Annotated in this window: 13 protein-coding genes and 1 pseudogene; 10 read left to right on the plus strand and 4 right to left on the minus strand. The window is 73.3% G+C overall.

The window, feature by feature from the left end:
- The first annotated feature begins 41 nt into the window (after nt 1–41).
- The 4 genes from BS80_RS32515 to BS80_RS32530 all read left to right on the plus strand — a co-directional run bounded on the left by BS80_RS32515 (nt 42) and on the right by BS80_RS32530 (nt 5,429).
- Complete coding sequence (locus BS80_RS32515) at nt 42–683, plus strand: hypothetical protein (RefSeq protein WP_035804883.1); 642 nt, start codon at nt 42–44, stop codon at nt 681–683.
- Nucleotides 684–834: 151 nt separating this feature from the next.
- Nucleotides 835–2,454 carry a serine/threonine-protein kinase gene (locus BS80_RS32520; RefSeq protein WP_232246737.1) on the plus strand — a complete coding sequence of 540 codons (1,620 nt, stop codon included), beginning with the start codon at nt 835–837 and terminating at the stop codon, nt 2,452–2,454.
- Nucleotides 2,451–4,085 carry a serine/threonine-protein kinase gene (locus BS80_RS32525; protein WP_035804885.1) on the plus strand — a complete coding sequence of 545 codons (1,635 nt, stop codon included), beginning with the start codon at nt 2,451–2,453 and terminating at the stop codon, nt 4,083–4,085. Before BS80_RS32520 ends, BS80_RS32525 begins: the two co-directional genes overlap by 4 nt.
- A gap of 132 nt (nt 4,086–4,217) precedes the next feature.
- The gene (locus BS80_RS32530) at nt 4,218–5,429 is read left to right on the plus strand and encodes a serine hydrolase domain-containing protein (protein ID WP_035804887.1); all 1,212 of its coding nucleotides are present in this window, start codon (nt 4,218–4,220) and stop codon (nt 5,427–5,429) included.
- Between the two features lie 51 nt (nt 5,430–5,480).
- Here the strand turns inward: BS80_RS32530 and BS80_RS32535 are convergent, their stop codons facing one another.
- From BS80_RS32535 to BS80_RS32545, 3 genes are read right to left on the minus strand one after another with little or no spacing between them, the layout of a single operon-like run.
- A complete protein-coding gene (locus tag BS80_RS32535; RefSeq protein WP_408607453.1) occupies nt 5,481–6,704 on the minus strand; it encodes an RNA polymerase sigma factor in 1,224 nt (407 codons plus the stop codon).
- Between the two features lies 1 nt (nt 6,705).
- Nucleotides 6,706–7,059: a YciI family protein gene (locus BS80_RS32540; protein ID WP_035804889.1), complete on the minus strand. Its 354-nt coding sequence runs from the start codon at nt 7,057–7,059 to the stop codon at nt 6,706–6,708.
- Nucleotides 7,056–7,721 (minus strand): dihydrofolate reductase family protein, encoded by a 666-nt coding sequence (locus BS80_RS32545; RefSeq protein WP_063772134.1) that lies wholly within the window; start codon nt 7,719–7,721, stop codon nt 7,056–7,058. The genes BS80_RS32540 and BS80_RS32545 overlap by 4 nt, the downstream gene beginning before the upstream one ends.
- A 248-nt stretch (nt 7,722–7,969) precedes the next feature.
- Between BS80_RS32545 and BS80_RS32550 the strand changes: the two are divergent.
- Nucleotides 7,970–9,100, plus strand: a pseudogene (locus tag BS80_RS32550) (family 2 encapsulin nanocompartment cargo protein terpene cyclase); the annotation flags it as partial.
- A gap of 297 nt (nt 9,101–9,397) precedes the next feature.
- Nucleotides 9,398–10,201, plus strand: a complete 804-nt coding sequence (locus BS80_RS32555; RefSeq protein ID WP_051967502.1) for a G1 family glutamic endopeptidase — start codon at nt 9,398–9,400, stop codon at nt 10,199–10,201.
- 67 nt (nt 10,202–10,268) lie between these two features.
- On the opposite strand, the gene BS80_RS32560 is transcribed toward BS80_RS32555, so the two are convergent.
- Nucleotides 10,269–10,994, minus strand: coding sequence for a dienelactone hydrolase family protein (locus BS80_RS32560; RefSeq protein ID WP_035804891.1), 726 nt, complete (start codon nt 10,992–10,994; stop codon nt 10,269–10,271).
- Between the two features lie 220 nt (nt 10,995–11,214).
- Here BS80_RS32560 and BS80_RS32565 point away from each other — a divergent pair, with 220 nt between their 5' ends.
- Genes BS80_RS32565 through BS80_RS32580 form a run of 4 tightly spaced genes read left to right on the plus strand, consistent with a single transcriptional unit; the run spans nt 11,215 to nt 15,566 of the window.
- Entirely contained in the window at nt 11,215–12,231 is a 1,017-nt protein-coding gene (locus tag BS80_RS32565) for a GlxA family transcriptional regulator (RefSeq protein WP_232246738.1), read from the plus strand.
- Nucleotides 12,228–13,907, plus strand: coding sequence for a thiamine pyrophosphate-binding protein (locus BS80_RS32570; RefSeq protein WP_035804894.1), 1,680 nt, complete (start codon nt 12,228–12,230; stop codon nt 13,905–13,907). Before BS80_RS32565 ends, BS80_RS32570 begins: the two co-directional genes overlap by 4 nt.
- Nucleotides 13,879–14,550: an SRPBCC family protein gene (locus BS80_RS32575; protein ID WP_232246739.1), complete on the plus strand. Its 672-nt coding sequence runs from the start codon at nt 13,879–13,881 to the stop codon at nt 14,548–14,550. Before BS80_RS32570 ends, BS80_RS32575 begins: the two co-directional genes overlap by 29 nt.
- Complete coding sequence (locus tag BS80_RS32580) at nt 14,547–15,566, plus strand: 3-oxoacyl-ACP synthase III family protein (RefSeq protein ID WP_035804896.1); 1,020 nt, start codon at nt 14,547–14,549, stop codon at nt 15,564–15,566. Before BS80_RS32575 ends, BS80_RS32580 begins: the two co-directional genes overlap by 4 nt.
- The last annotated feature ends 6 nt before the right edge of the window (nt 15,567–15,572 follow it).

Here is a 15,572-nt window from a genome sequence, read left to right on the forward strand (position 1 = left end):
GCACAAGCGTGGAGGTAGCAAGGATGCGAAGAGTCAGGTCCGTGCAGGGGCTGCACTGGTGGGTTCCGGCGATGGCCGCGGCGGTCGTGGCCGCCGCCCTGACGGGGTGCTCGTCCTCGGCCGGCACGTCGGCGTCGGCCCACCGGCCGGCCCTCCCGAGCGCGGCCGGCGCCACCGCAACGCCGTCCGCCACCGCCGGTGCGGGCGACGCCGCACCCCCGGGGGCCGCACCGAGCAGCGCGCCCGCGCCCGCGCCCGCCCGCCCCGCCGACGCGTGCGTCATGCTGACCTCGGACCAGGTGGCAGCGGCCGTCGGCACGCCCGGCCCGTACAACGACTCCCACGAGGATCCGGCCGACGACGGCACCCCGGTCTGGGGCTGCACCTGGGGGACCCGCACCTCCTACGCCGACCTGCGGGAGGTGACCACCGTCCAGTACCTCACCTCCACCACCGCCGGCAACGTGACCGGCACGCCGCTGAGCGGCATCGGGGACGGCGCCATCCTGACCGTGCGCAAGGACGACGGCAGCATGCCGACGGTGCACTTCACCACCGGCTCGCACTTCTACGCGGTCAGCGTCACCCTGGACCGCTCGGAGACGGACGCGGCCAACGCGGGCAAGGAGACGGCCGCCGAGCAAGCCCTGGCCACGACCCTCGCCAAGGCCCTGACCGGCTGAGACCCCGGCCGCGGGATCCGGCCGCGCCAGGGCGGTGCGAGGGCGGTGCCGAGCGTCTGGTCCCAGTCCGCCCGCCCCCGGGCAGGACACGCCGCGGCGATCTGTCGGTAGGATCCTCCCTGTCCAGGGGGAGGGCGGATTCGGCATGCGGATGCTGGGAACTGACGGCCCGACGCACGTGGGACCGTTCCGGACGGTCGGGGTGCTCGGGCAGGGCGGCATGGGAGAGGTGCTGCTCGGCGTGGCGCCGGACGGGCGGCTGGTGGCCGTCAAGCGGGTCCACGCCGACCTGGCGGACGATCCCGGGTTCCGTTCACGGTTCCGCCGGGAGGTGGACGCGTCCCGCCGGGTGTCCGGGGCCTACACCGCGCCGGTCGTGGACGCCGACCCGCAGGCCGCGACGCCCTGGCTCGCCTCGCTCTACCTGCCGGGACCCTCGCTGAGCGAGGCGCTGGAGGCGGGCGGGGCGCTGCCCGAGGAGGCGGTGCGGCTCCTCGCCGCCGGGCTGGCGCGAGCCCTGGAGGACATCCACCGGGCGGGGCTGGTGCACCGGGACCTGAAGCCGTCGAACGTGCTCCTGACCGAGGACGGCGTCCGGGTCGTCGACTTCGGGATCGCCCGCGCGGCCGACCACGAGACGAAGCTGACCCGGACGGGCGCGGTGATCGGCTCGCCCGCGTTCATGTCGCCCGAGCAGGTCCGGGGCGAGGAGCCGGGGCCGGCCGGGGACGTCTTCTCACTCGGCGTCACGCTCGTCACCGCCGCCACCGGCCGCAGCCCGTTCGCCGGGGACTCGCCGCTCGCGGTCATGCACGCCGTCGCGCACAGCCTGCCCGACCTGGCGGCCCTGCCGCCCGGGCTGCGCCGGATCGTCGAACCGTGCCTGGCCAAGGAGCCGGGCGCGCGGCCGTCCCCCGGGCAACTCCTCGCGCTGGTCGGCCCGCTCGCCCCGTCCGCGCGCCCCTGGCCGCAGACGGTGTATGCGCAGATCGCGGAGCGCCGGACCTCGGCGGCCCGGCTCGCGGGCACGGCCGGCGCCGTGCCGCTCCCGCCGGCCCCGGCCTATCCACCGGCCGTGGCCTACCCGCCGACCGTGGCCGTCCCCGCGAGCGTCGCCGTGGCACCGCCCGGGCCGCGCCGGCGCCGGCGGGGGCTGCTCACCGCACTCGTGGCGGGTGTGGTGCTCGTGGCCGCGACGGTCGCCGTCCTGGCGATCGGCCCGGACAACATCTACTACTCGGCCGTCCCCGAGCCCGTGCCGACACCCGGCTCGACCCCGCTCTCCCAGATCGCGGACAAGTACACCAAGACGGTCCCGACCTGCGCGCAGGCCGGGACCGCCATCAAGGCCCCGGCCGCCTTCGGTCCCCCCGGGGGCAACAACCCGGGCGTGAGCCAGCAGGACGACGGCGGCGGACACACGCATCCGACGAACTTCTGCGAATGGACCACCCACTCCGGCGACGACATCTACGTCGAGTGGGACGTCTACCTCTCCCGCGCCGGCGGGCCCACCGGCGCCACGCAGGCGAAGGAGCGGTACGAGGCCTTCTACATCCGTGGCAGCACCGCACGCGACTCCGGCCTCGGCTTCGTCCAGGAGGGCATGTGGCTGTACGACGCCACGGAGGGCGGCTGCGTGCTGTACTCCCGGGACGTCAACCTCTACATGTTCGTCTCGGTCAAGGGCGCCCACTACCCGAAGGGCTCCTGCGAGTCCACGACCAGGGACATCACCCGGCAGAGCGCGGCGGCGGTGGCCGGACTGTGAGCGCCTCGCATCAACTGCCGGAGAAGGCCGGCCCGTACGTCCTGCTCAGCGAACTCGGCCGGGGTGGCATGGGCCGCGTCCTGCTCGGGGTCTCGCCCGACGGCCGGCCGGCGGCGGTGAAGCTGGTGCACGCCCGGCACGCGGCCGACGACGGCTTCCGGTCCCGTTTCCGGCGCGAGGTCGCGGCCTCGCGGAAGGTCTCCGGCGCGTACACGGCGGCCGTTCTCGACGCCGACGCGGAGGCCGAACAGCCCTGGCTCGCTTCGGTGTTCGTGGCCGGGCCGTCGCTGGGTGCGGCCGTGGAGCGGTGCGGCGCGCTGCCCGCGGCGGCCCTGCACCGCCTGGCGGTCGGCCTGGCCACGGCCCTGGGCGAGATCCACCGGGCCGGTCTGGTGCACCGCGACCTCAAGCCCGAGAACGTCCTCCTCGCCGAGGACGGCGCCCGGGTCATCGACTTCGGGATCGCCCGGGCGGCGGAGGGCGCGGACGCCACCGAACTCACCGGCGCCGGCTGGGTGATCGGCTCGCCCCCGTTCATGTCGCCCGAGCAGGCGGAGGGCCGGGAGCTGACCGCGGCCAGTGACGTGTTCTCGCTCGGTTCGGTCCTGGTCCTGGCGGCAACCGGGCGCAGCCCGTTCTCCGGCCCCTCCGCGCTCCAGACGCTCTACAACGTCGTCCACACCCAGCCCGACCTGGGCGGCCTGCCGCCGGCCCTGTACCCGGTGGTCGCCCGCTGCCTGGCCAAGAACCCGGCCGACCGGCCCACACCGGCCGGGCTGCTGGCCCTCCTCGGCCCGGTGGGTCCGGCGGCCCGGCCGTGGCCGGACGAGGTGCACCGGATGGTCGACGAGCGGCGGGCCCACGCCGAATCCCTGCTCAACGGCTCCCCCGAGCGGACGCTCGCGCTGCGCACCACCGGCTCCTCCGAGGGGACGCTCGCGCTGCGCATCCCAGGACCCCCCGGCCCACCGACGCAGTTGGCCACCGCGTACGACACCCCGGTCCCGCCACCCCACCTGGCCACCGCGTACGACACCCCGGTCCCGCCACCGCGCGGGCGCCGACGGGCGGTCACCTGGGCGGCGGCGGGGGCGGTGCTGCTCGCGACGGGGATCGGCGTGGGCGCGTACCTGCTGCGGAACCAGGACAGCGGGCCGCCGGACGCGTACCTGACGATGCCGACCTGCGCGCAGGCCGCGCCGGCGCTGGCACTGCGGGACCAGCTGAGAACGGACAAGACCGTCGAGCTGGAGCAGGGGGACACCGCCAAGACCCAGTGCTTCTGGTACGGCAAGGACCGGGCCATGGCGGACGGCTGGAACTCAGCCGCGAGTGCGACCGTAGGTTGGGACCTGGACCGCTCGACCCCGGGGAAGAACGCCACCCGGACCATGAAGCAGGACTTCGGCGACATCTCCAAGGGCGAACACCGCGAGAGCGGCCTCGGTTTCGGCGACGAGGCGTTCTGGTGGAACTACGCGACGGACAGCGCCAACTGCCAGCTCAGCGTCCGCGCCGGCAACCTCATGGTCGGGGTTCTGCTGGTCCGCGCCGACTACCCCGACTGCGAGACAGCGGCCCGGGCTGTCGCCAAGGCCGCGCTGGCGGCCATGCCGACGACTGCGGGCTGACCGCGCGGGCCCGGCGCCAGGTCCGTACGGGTGGACTCGTCGGGCGCGCTCCGCAGGCACCGGGCCCGGAGCCGGAACGGGGTGGTGACGTGGTCGGGCAACGTCCCCTCCCACCGAAAGAGACGACCCGCCATGCGCCGTGCTCCGGCCCGCAGACTCGCCACCGCCCTGCTCGCCCTCTCCACCCTGTCCCCCCTCGCCCTGACCGCGCCCCCGGCCCAGGCCGCCCCGCCGGCGACCGCCCTCTCCGGTTACGCCCCCTCCGCGGACGACTGTCCGCCGCACGGGCTGGACCCCGAGCTCGTGGCCCGCCTCGACAAGGCGATCGAGGAGACCCGCCAGGAGGCCGGCGTCCCCGGCGTCACCGTCGGGCTGTGGTTCCCCGGGAAGGGCAGCTACATCCGCTCGACCGGGGTGGCCGACACCGCGACCGGCGCGCCCATGAAGCCCGACTTCAACATGCGGATCGGCAGCGAGACCAAGACCTTCACCGCCACCGCCGTCCTGGAGCTGGTCGACCAGGGCCTGGTCGGGCTGGACGACCCGATCTCCCGGTACATCGACGGCGTCCCCGACGGGGACAACATCAGCATCCGCGAGCTGGCGGAGATGCGCAGCGGCCTGTTCTCGTACAGCGCCGACCCGGACTTCGTCCACGCGCTGCTCAGCGATCCGACCCGACCGTTCACCCCGCAGGAGCTGCTGGCGTACGCCTTCAAGCACGACAACGTCTTCCCCCCGGGGGCGGACTTCCAGTACTCCAACACCAACTACATCCTGCTCGGCCTGGTGGTGGAGAAGATCACCGGCAAGCCGCTCGCCGAGGTCATCCACCACGACGTCACCGGGCCCTCCGACATGCGGCGCACGCTGTTCCCGCAGGGCGCCGAGTTCCCGAAGCCGCACGCGCACGGCTACACCAACCAGACGCTGACCGGCGAGGTCGCCGACACGACGCACTGGAACCCGAGCTGGGGCTGGGCGGCCGGGGCGATGATCTCCGACCTGCACGACCTGCACCTCTGGGCCAAGGACGTCGCCACCGGCAGCCTGCTCTCCCCGGCCACCCAGGCGGAGCGGGAGAAGTTCATCCCCGTCCCCGGTTTCGAGGACGCGGGGTACGGGCTCGGGCTCTTCAGGACCCACGGCTGGGTCGGACACAACGGCTCGCTGCCCGGCTACGAGAGCGTGACGGTCTACCTGCCGGAGCAGAAGGCCACGATGGTGATCCTGATCAACACCGACATCCTGCACGAGGGTTCCGAGCCGAGCACGCTGATCGCCAAGGCGATCACCTCGATCGTCACGCCGGACCACGTCTACGACCTCCCGGCCGAGGGCTGACCACGGCGCACGGCACGGTGCCGGCCGGGGCTCGTCCCGGCCGGCACCCGCTCAGCTCAACTCCCGCAACCGGCGCTCCAGGAAGGCGCGTTCGGCCTCGTTCGTGGTGCGGGTGAGCGCTTCCCGATAGGCGCGCGCCGCCTCGGCGTCGCGGCCGAGCCGCCGCAGCAGGTCCGCGCGGACGGCGTGGGTCAGGTGGTAGGCGTCGAGGTCGAGGGCGTCGACGAGGGCCAGCGCCGCCTGGGGGCCGTCGGTCTCGGCCACCGCGACCGCGCGGTGCAGGGCCACCACGGGCGTGGGAGCCAGCGCCATCTGGCGGTCGTAGAGCTGGACGATCTGACCCCAGTCGGTGGCGGCCGCGCTGGGCGCGTCGCTGTGCACGGCGTTGATGGCCGCCTGGAGCTGGTACGGGCCCGGGCGGCCGAGCCGCAGGCAGCGCCGGACCAGCGCCTGCCCCTCGGCGACGAGCGCGGCGTCCCAGCGGGAGCGGTCCTGGTCGGCGAGCAGGACCAGGGTGCCGTCCGGGGCGGTGCGGGCCGGGCGCCGCGACTGGACGAGCAGCAGCAGCGCGAGCAGCCCCAGGACCTCCGGCTCGTCGGGCATGAGCTCGGCGAGCAGGCGGGCCAACCGGACGGCCTCCGCGCAGAGTTGCTCGCGCACCGGCGCCGCGCCCGAGCCGCTGAGGTAGCCCTCGTTGAAGACCAGGTACACGACGGCGAGGACCGGGCGCAGCCGCTCCGGCAGATCGGCGTCGGCCGGGATCCGGTAGGGGATCCGGGCGTCGCGGATCTTGGCCTTGGCGCGGACGATCCGCTGGGCCATGGCCGGCTCGCTCACCAGGAACGCGCGGGCGATCTCGGCGGTGGTCAGCCCGCCGAGCAGCCGCAGGGTCAGCGCGACCTGCGCCGTCTCGGCGAGGGCGGGGTGGCAGCAGGTGAAGATCAGGCGCAGCCGGTCGTCGCGCACGGGTCCCTCCTCGGCCGGTTCGTCGCGGGTGTGCAGCAGCAGCGCGTCGGCGTGCCGGCCCGGGCGCAAGGCCTCCCGGCGCTGCCGGTCGATCGCCTTGTTGCGGGCGGTGGTGATGATCCACCCGGCCGGGCTGGGCGGCAGCCCGGTGGACGGCCACTGCCGCACCGCCGTGGTGAACGCCTCCTGGACCGCCTCCTCGGCGCTGTCGAGGTCGCCGACGAGACGGACCAGGACGGCCACGGCGCGCCCGTACTCCTGGCGGAAGACCCGCTCGATCTCCGTCGCCGTCACCGGCACCGACGTCACGTCAGCCCTCGACCTCGCCCTGGAACGGCCGTACCTCGATCGGCAGGTGGGTGGCCAGGGCGTACCGGCGGCCCCACGCCAGCGCGGCGTCCAGGTCGGGGGCCTTGATGACGGTGAACCCGCCGAGGTACTCCTTGCCCTCGGTGAACGGGCCGTCGGTGACGAGCACCTCGCCCCCGCTCGGCCGCAGCACCGTGGCGGTGGCCGGGTCGTGCAGGCCCTGGCCGAACACCCAGCTGCCGGTGGACTCCAACTCCCGGCGCAGCACGCCGAGATCGGCCATCACCGCCGCCAGGAACTCCGGCCCGGGGAGCTCGCCCTGCGGCTGGTACATGCTGAGCAGATACTGCTTCATCGTCCTGCGCCTTCCATCATGGCCGTCGCGTGCGCCGGCTCTGGTGTCGCCTCTGGTGTCGCCTCGGGTGTCGCCTCGGGTGCCGGCCCGTAGGTCGCGATCAGCACGCCGGTGGTGGTCAGCACGCTGTCCACCAGCCGCAGCCGGGTGAGCGGGCCGTCCTCGGGGAACAGTCGCCGGCCCGACCCCAGCACCAGCGGGTGGACCGACAGGACGAACCGGTCGACCAGCCCGGCCCCGGCCAGCGCGCGGACCAGCTCACCGCTGCCGAGGACCGCGATGTCGTGCTCCAGCTCTTTCTTCAGCCGCTCGACGGCCCGCACGGGATCACCGGTGAGCAGAGTCGAATTCTGCCAGGGCAGCGGCTCGGCCAGGGTGGCGGACGCGACGTACTTACGGGTGTTGTTCAGCCGCTCGGTGAAGGGGTTGCCGTCGGTACGCTCGGCCCAGGACCGCCGGAGGTCCTGGTAGGTCCGCCGGCCGAGCAGCAGCGCTCCGGTAGCGGCCATCCCCTCGGCCACCGCCGCCATCATCACCTGGTCCGGGTAGGGCGTCGCCCAGCCGCCGTGCCGGAATCCGCCACGAGTGTCCTCGTCAGGACGACCCGGCCCCTGCAGCACGCCGTCCAGCGTCACGCTCTCGGTGACCACGATCCTGGCCATCGCGCACTCTCCTCCGCTCCGGCGACCGGCCCGTGCCGGTCGCTCTCACCTCCTACACGAACGGCACCGGGCGAAATCGACACCCCGTTTGGGGCGCTCACGTGTGCGCGCACGCCGTCCCGTGCGCGCACACGCTGTTGCGGGGCTCGCTCGGGGTCACGTTATGTAGGGGATGAGCCACCCCGTCCCGCACTGGTCCGTACGAGGAGTAGCCCATGCCCCAGGTGAACGCGACGACCGCGGAACGGATTCTGCGTGGCCCGACCGGCCTCGGCACGTCCGGCCTGTACCCGGGCCGGATCGACGCGCCGCAGGAGGCGGAGGCAGCCGAGGCAACCGAGGCGGCGGAGGCGGTCGCAGCCGTGGCGGCGTCCGGCGCGCGTGCGGGGGCGCCCAGCGCCGGGCGGCCGATCCCGGGCCTGTACCACCACCCGGTTCCCGAGCCGGACCCCGAGCGGGTGGCCGAGCTGGGCCACCGGGTCAAGCAGTGGGCGGTGGAGGAGGTCCAGCTGTTCCCGCCGGACTGGGAGGACCAGTTCGACGGCTTCGACCTCGGCCGCTACATGGTCGCCTGCCATCCCGAGGCCCCCAGTATCGACCACCTGATGATCGCCACCCGGCTGATGGCCGCCGAGAACGCCCTCGACGACTGCTACTGCGAGGACCACGGCGGCTCGCCCGTCGGCCTCGGTGGACGGCTGCTGCTGGCGCACACCGCCCTCGACCCGTTGCACACCACCCAGGAGTACCGGCCCGACTGGGAGGCGTCGCTGGAGGCGGACGCCCCTCGGCGGGCCTACCGCTCGGCCATGCAGTACTTCACCCGCTCGGCCACCCCGTCCCAGGCCGACCGGTACCGGCACGACATGGCCCGCCTGCACCTGGGCTACCTCGCGGAGGCCGCCTGGGCCGAGACGGGCTACCTGCCCGAGGTGTGGGAGTACCTGGCGATGCGCCAGTTCAACAACTTCCGCCCCTGCCCCACCATCACCGACACCATCGACGGCTACGAGCTCCCGGCCGAGCTGCACGCGCTGCCCGCCGTGCAGCGGGTCATCGCGCTCGGCTCCAACGCCACCACGATCGTCAACGACCTGTACTCGTACACCAAGGAACTGGCCAGCCCCGGCCGGCACCTGAACCTGCCGGTGGTGATCGCGGAGCGCGAGGGGCGCACCGACCGTCAGGCGTACCTGAAGGCGGTCGAGGTCCACAACGAGCTGATGCACGGCTTCGAGGCCGCCTCGGCCGCCGTGGCCGCCGCCCATCCCGTGCCGTCGGTGCTCCGGTTCCTGCGCGGCGTGGCCGCCTGGGTCGACGGCAACCACCACTGGCACTGCACCAACACCTACCGCTACAGCCTGCCCGACTTCTGGTAGCAGTCGGCACGCTTTCGAGCGAGTGAGCGAGCATGGACCGGCGCACGGCGCTGGTCCATGCTCGCTCACTCGCTCGGCCGTTGTGGGGCTCGGACGTCGTCCCCGTGGTCGCCCTCCCCCGCGCAGAAGTACCGCCCATGGGTTGACATGTTCCCGCCATGGCGTATTCCGGCAGGCCTGCCGCCCTTCCCAACTCCCGGCGGGGAGAACGACGCTGGCCGACAGGTACGGAGCGTGGAGCGCCCCCAGGCTGATCCCCCGCTCCGTCGAACCCCCACGTCAGCAGGGAGATCGACCATGTCCCGACGCCTCTCGCGCACGGCCGGAGCCATAGCGGCCCTCGCCCTCGCCGCGGCACTCGCCGCCCCCGCCCAGGCCGCCACCGCGGCAGCCGCGCCCGCCGCGCACCGCGCCTCGACGGCTTTCGGGCCGGCGGCCACCGGTCAGCACAACGCCCGTACCCCGCATACCCGTTACGACGGCGGTGTGTGGGGCGGCTACGTCGCCCAGGGCAGCGGCTTCCAGTCCATCTCGGGCTCCTGGACGATGCCGCAGATCCAGTGCAACACCTCCAACGACCTCTTCGCGCCCTGGGTCGGCATCGACGGCTACGGCTCGCAGACCGTCGAGCAGACCGGCGTCCAGGCGGACTGCTCCTCCGGTTCACCCGTGCTCAGCGGCTGGTACGAGATGTACCCCGCGCCGCCGCAGTTCTTCAACGACCCGGTGTCCGCCGGGGACTCCTTCACCGGCACGGTGACCACCGACGGCTCGGGCACCTACAGCCTCGCGCTCACGGACAACACCCAGGGCTGGACCGAGAACACCCAACAGCAGCTCGACGCGCAGAACGTCAGCGCCGAGGCGGTCATCGAGTCGCCGTCGCAGAGCTACCCGTCCTTCGACCGGCTCGACTTCTCCGGAGTCACCGTCAACGGCCAGCCGTTCGACGCCTTCGGCCCGCAGGCGATCGACAGCGGCCAGTACACCGAGACCGCGCTGCAGAACGGCTCCTTCTCCATCGTCCCGTCGGGCGCCGGCCAGAACGTGGCCCACCGGACGCCGTCGGCGGTCGCCCGGCCGGCCGTGCCGCGCTACTGACCGACACCCCGGGCCCGGCGGCGGTGGGCGCGTGACCCACCGCCGCCGGGCCGCGGCATTGTCCGGATCAATCCGTGACGGGCAGGCACTCGGCGAGCAGGGCGACGATGTCACGCCAGGCTCGCTCTGCGTGCCGTGGGTGGTACCCGACGCCGGGGACCACGGTGTGGTCGACCGTTGGGTGATGGAAGGCGTGCAGGGCTCCTCCGTAGACCACCAGGCGCCAGTCGACGCCCGCGGCCTGCATCTCAGCGGTGAACGCGTCCCGCTGCGCGGGCGGCATGATCGGGTCCTCCGACCCGACCCCGGCCCATACCGGACAGCGAATGCGTGCCGCCTCGCCCGGTCGGCCCGTGGTCAGCGCGTTGACGGTCCCGATCGCGCGCAGGTCGACGCCATCGCGACCGAGTTCCAGTGCGATGGCGCCCCCGGTGCCGTAGCCGACGGCGGCGGTCCGGTCGGGGTCGGCCCGTGGTTCGGCCCGCAACAGGTCGAGCGCGGCGTGACCGATTCCTCGCATCCGGTCGGGGTCGGCGAGCAGCGGCAGGCATCGGGCCAGCATGTCCTGCGGGTCGTCCAGGTAGCGTCCGCCGTGGAGGTCGAAGGCCAGCGCCACGTACCCCAGTTCGGCCAGAGCCTCGGCCCGGCGGCGCTCGACATCACTGAGCCCCATCCCCTCGGGTCCGATCAGGACTGCGGGCCGGCGCTCGGCACCGGCTGGGAGCGCGAGGTATCCGATCATCGTCAGGTTGTCGGCCGGGTATTCGACGGCACGGGTGGTGATCGTCGTCATGGGACTGGACGGTAGTGACCGTTGCGCCCGCTCGGGGTGGTGTTCACCGATGGCAGACAGCGATGCCCCCGAGGTCGTATGACCCTCCTCACATCACGTGGTGACACTCCGTCATCCCTACTGGTCAGTAGCTATTCCATGATCACTGGCTCCCGCCGGTGGCCGAATTCGTCACTAGCCCGTCATTGCCGCCACCACCCGCCGGATACAGGCTGTGACCGTGCATCAGCGACGTGTGGTGGTGGTGATCTACTCCGGTGCCCAGGCACTGGACATAGCGGGCCCGATCGAGGTGTTCGACACCGTGAACCGGCAGCTCGCGCCGACGGGTGTCCGCTACCTGATCGAGTTCGTGTCGGCCGACGCGCCGCTCGTGCGGACCTGCTCGGGCATGGTGGTGGCGGCCGAGCCGCTGGCGGCGGGGGACGGCCCGATCGACACCCTGATCGTCCCCGGCGGGTGGAGCCTCAGGGAGGCGCTGGCCGACCGTGAGCTGGTCGGCTGGATCGGCCGGGCCGCGGCCCGCTCGCGCCGGGTCGCCTCGGTGTGCGGGGGCGCGTTCCTGCTCGCCGAGGCGGGCCTGCTCGACGGGCGCCGCGCCACCACGCACTGGGCCTACTGCGCCGAGATGGCCGAGCGCTACCCGGACGTGACGGTGGACCGCGAGCCGATCTTCGTCTGGGACGGCCGGTTCGTCACCTCCGCCGGCGTCTCCACCGGCATCGACATGGCGCTGTCCCTGGTGGAGGCCGACCACGGCGCGGCGTTCGCCCTGGAGGTGGCCCGCTTCCTGGTGCTCTTCTTCAAGCGCAACGGCGGGCAGTCGCAGTTCAGCGCGATCCTGGAGGCCCAACTCGCCGACCGGGCACCGATCCGCGCGGCGCAGGAGTGGATCCTCGAACACCTGGAACAGCCGCTACCGCTTCCCGAGATCGCCGAGCGCGCCAGCATGAGCCTGCGCAACTTCGCCCGGGTGTTCCGCCGCGAGGTGGGCACGCCACCGGGCCAGTACATCGAGCAGATGCGGATCGCCCGGGCCCGCAAGCTGCTGGAGACCACCGACCTGCCGGTCGGCCAGATCGCCCGCCGCTGCGGGTTCCCGGCGCCGGAGACGTTCTTCCGCTCCTTCGGCCGGGCCCTGGAACTGACACCGAACGAGTACCGCCAGCGATTCCAGACCCTCTCACCGTCGGGCCTCCTGCTGGCACCCGACCACCGGGACAGGAGCTCCGCATGACTGCCAAGGTCCGGCTTGTCGACTATCTGGCACGGGAGTTGGCCAGATCCGGTGTCCGGCACGTGTTCGGCGTCGGCGGTGCGAACATCGAGGACCTGTACGACGCCCTGCATGCCACCGACGTGATCCGCACAGTGGTGGCCAAGCACGAGTTCTCCGCCGCCACCATGGCCGACGGGCAGGCCCGGACCACCGGGCGGCTGGGCGTCGTCGCGGTCACCTCGGGGGCCGGGGCGGTGAACCTGCTGCCGGGGCTGGCCGAGGCGTACGCCTCGCGGGTGCCGCTGCTGGCCTTCGTCGGGCAGCCGCCCACCGCGCTGGAGGGCCGCGGGGCGTTCCAGGACACCAGCGGCCTGGGCGGCTCCTTCGACGCGCGGGAACTGTTCGCGCCGGTGAGCCGGTTCTGCGTCCGGGTCGAGGACCCGGACGCGATACCCGAGTTGCTGGCCCAGGCGGTCGCGGCGGCCCAGGGCGAGCTGCGGGGGCCGGCGGTACTGCTGCTGCCCAAGGACGTCCAGCAGGCGCTGGTCGACCTCCGGGAGCCGGCGCCGACGTCGGCTGTCCCCGTTCCGCACGCCGAACCCCGGCTCCGGGAAAGGGCGGTGGACGTGCTGCGCGGCGCGCGGCGGGTCCTGGTCGTCGCCGGGGAGGGCGTCGCCTCGGCCGACGCGCGGGCGGAGCTCGCCGAACTGGCGGAGCGGCTCGGCGCCTGGGTGGCGGTCACCCCGGATGCCAAGGACGTGTTCGACAACCACCATGCCCGGTTCGCGGGAGTGGCCGGGGTGATGGGGCACCAGAACGTCCAGCACTGCCTGGAACGGGCCGACGCCTGCCTGCTGGTGGGCACCCGGCTGCCGCTGATGGCCCGCGCGGGCCTGGACCCGGCGCTGGCCGGCACCCCGGTGGTCTGCCTGGACCCCGAGCCGCCGTTCGTCCCCGGGCTCTGGCTGCCCGGGGAGCTGCGCGAGGCCCTGCGGACGCTGACCGCCGGGCTGGAGCCCGGGTCGCGTCCCACCCCCGACCACGCCGGACCCACCCCGCTGCCGACCCCCCGCAGCGGAACGGGGAGCATCTCCTACCCGGCGGCGGTGGCCGCGGTCGAAGCCGCGCTGCCGCCGGACGCCCACGTCTTCGTGGACGCGGGCAACGCCGGGGCCAGCGCGATCCACCTGCTGCCCGCACCGCGCGGCGGACGCTTCGTGGTGGCCGTCGGCATGGGCGGCATGGGCTACACCTTCGGTGCCGGGATCGGCGCGGCGCTCGCCACCGGGCGGCGCAGCTACGTGATCGCCGGCGACGGGGCGTTCTTCATGCACGGCATGGAGGTGCACACGGCGGTCGAACAGGACGCGCCCGTCACCTTCGTGATCTTCAACAACAACGCCCACGCCATGTGTGCCACCCGTGAGCAGGTCTTCCTGGGCGCCCCGCACCCCAGCAACCTGTTCCGCCCGGCCGACCTCGGCGCGGGTGTGGCGGCGATGTTCCCCGGCCTGGACGTGACCCGGGCCGAGGACGGTGCGCAGCTGCGCGCGGCGCTGTCGCGCACCAACGCGGGCGGCGGGCCCGCCTTCGTCACGATCGATTTCGACCCCGCCGAGATACCGCCCTTCCTTCCCTTCCTGCCCCGAACTGAGGAGAGCGCCCATGAGCGCGCAGCAGTCCACGTCGGTTGAGATTCCCGGCCTGACCCGGGTGGAGAACACCGGGCTCGAGCAGCTGATGGCCCGCTGCGCCGAGCTGACCCGGCCCGCCTATCCGCACCAGGAGGTCTACGGTCGCTACTGCACCATCCAGGAGTACGTGGACTGCCCGCCGGAGCAGGCCTACGCCTACCTCCGGCAGGGCCAGCACCTGGAGGAGTGGACGTTCAGCCTGCGCGACTTCCTCCCCACCGACACCGCCGGGCTCTGGGTCGGCGACGACCGGCTGGAGGAGGGCACCCGGATCTTCTGTCGGGTGGAGAGCAACGACGCGGCCATGACGGTGGACTTCCACTGCTCCTGGGACCAGGGCGACGAGCTGTGGATGGTCTACCTGATGCGCGTGGTCCCGGCCCAGCTGGTGCTCGGCAAGCCGGGCTCGGTGATCACCTGGACCAACTGCCGCCACCCGTACTACGACGCCAACCCGCACCCCGAGCTGACGCCGCGCCCCGACCGGCCCTGGGTGGGCGACTACTGGGACCTCTTCTACGCCGGCCACACCGTGGAGATGGCGAACCTCAAGGCGATCCTGGAGCACCACGCGGCGCAGCGGGCGGCGGAGGCGGAGGCGAAGGCTGCGGCGGAGGCGAAGGCTGCGGCGGTGACGCGGTGACGGGGACCACGGTCAGCCTGGTCGACGTCGCCGGCTACCTGCCCGGCGAGCCGGTCCCGGCCTCGTTCTACACCGAGTACCCCGGCGCGGAGGACCGGCTGCGCGACAACCCGATGTTCAAGGTGCCCCCGCTGCGCCACCACGTCGCCCCGGGCGAGACCAACACGGACCTCGTCGAGCGCGCGGTCGCGCCGCTGATCGAGCGGCACGGGCGGGACGAGATCCGGGCCGTGGACGTCCTGCTGGTGCACAGCCAGCTGCCGGACACGCCGTTCGTGGGCGCCGGGACGGAGGTGGCGCGCCGGCTGGGCCTGCGGCCGCGCTGGCTGGTCGACGTGGCCAACGCCGGCTGTGCCTCCTTCGTCCACATGCTCGAACTGGCCCGGCAGATCCTCACCACCACCGACGCCAGGAGCGCGCTGATCTGCAACGCGCAGAGCTCGGCGGGGCAGCTGTTCACCCAGTCCGAGGTGCGCCGGCTCGCGCAGGCGGCGATCCCCGGGGACGGCTGCGGGGTCGGATACCTGACCACGTCGGCGTCCTCCCCGGTGCTGGATGTGCTGACCCGTCATATCGTCGACTACGGCGGCGACATGACCGCCGTGCTCGACGACGGCCGCCGGTACTGGGAGCCCGGCGAGTCCCAGTTGCGGATCGGCTTCACCGAGTCCGGTGTGGCCAAGGTCCTGGAGCGTGGCAACCGCCTGGTGCCGGAGGTCGTCACGGACCTGTGCCGACGGCTCGACGTGCCCGCCGACGCGATCGACCTGCTCGTCACCAACCAGCCCAACCGCACCTTCCTGCACAACTGGCGCCAGGCACTGGGACTCCCGCCGGAGCGGCACGCCGACACCTTCGACAGCTGCGGCAACCTGTTCGGCGCGGCCATCCCGATCACCCTGGACCGCGCGCTGCGCTCGGGGCGGGTCAAGGAGGGCGACCTGGTGGTGCTGGGCGGCTTCGCCCACGCCGGCGACTACGCGGGCGCCGCCGCGATCCGCTGGGGCGCCGGGTAGCCGCCC

The sequence above is a fragment of the Kitasatospora mediocidica KCTC 9733 genome (genome assembly GCF_000744225.1).
In the GTDB taxonomy this organism is placed as follows: Bacteria; Actinomycetota; Actinomycetes; order Streptomycetales; family Streptomycetaceae; genus Kitasatospora; species Kitasatospora mediocidica.

What these genes read in the sequence shown, in the direction of transcription:
- BS80_RS32520 (WP_232246737.1), top strand. Translation starts at nt 835, where the DNA reads ATGCTGGGAACTGACGGCCCGACGCACGTGGGACCGTTCCGGACGGTC.
- BS80_RS32530 (WP_035804887.1), top strand. Translation starts at nt 4,218, where the DNA reads ATGCGCCGTGCTCCGGCCCGCAGACTCGCCACCGCCCTGCTCGCCCTC.
- BS80_RS32540 (WP_035804889.1), bottom strand. Translation starts at nt 7,059, where the DNA reads ATGAAGCAGTATCTGCTCAGCATGTACCAGCCGCAGGGCGAGCTCCCC.
- BS80_RS32545 (WP_063772134.1), bottom strand. Translation starts at nt 7,721, where the DNA reads ATGGCCAGGATCGTGGTCACCGAGAGCGTGACGCTGGACGGCGTGCTG.
- BS80_RS32555 (WP_051967502.1), top strand. Translation starts at nt 9,398, where the DNA reads ATGTCCCGACGCCTCTCGCGCACGGCCGGAGCCATAGCGGCCCTCGCC.
- BS80_RS32560 (WP_035804891.1), bottom strand. Translation starts at nt 10,994, where the DNA reads ATGACGACGATCACCACCCGTGCCGTCGAATACCCGGCCGACAACCTG.
- BS80_RS32570 (WP_035804894.1), top strand. Translation starts at nt 12,228, where the DNA reads ATGACTGCCAAGGTCCGGCTTGTCGACTATCTGGCACGGGAGTTGGCC.
- BS80_RS32575 (WP_232246739.1), top strand. Translation starts at nt 13,879, where the DNA reads ATGAGCGCGCAGCAGTCCACGTCGGTTGAGATTCCCGGCCTGACCCGG.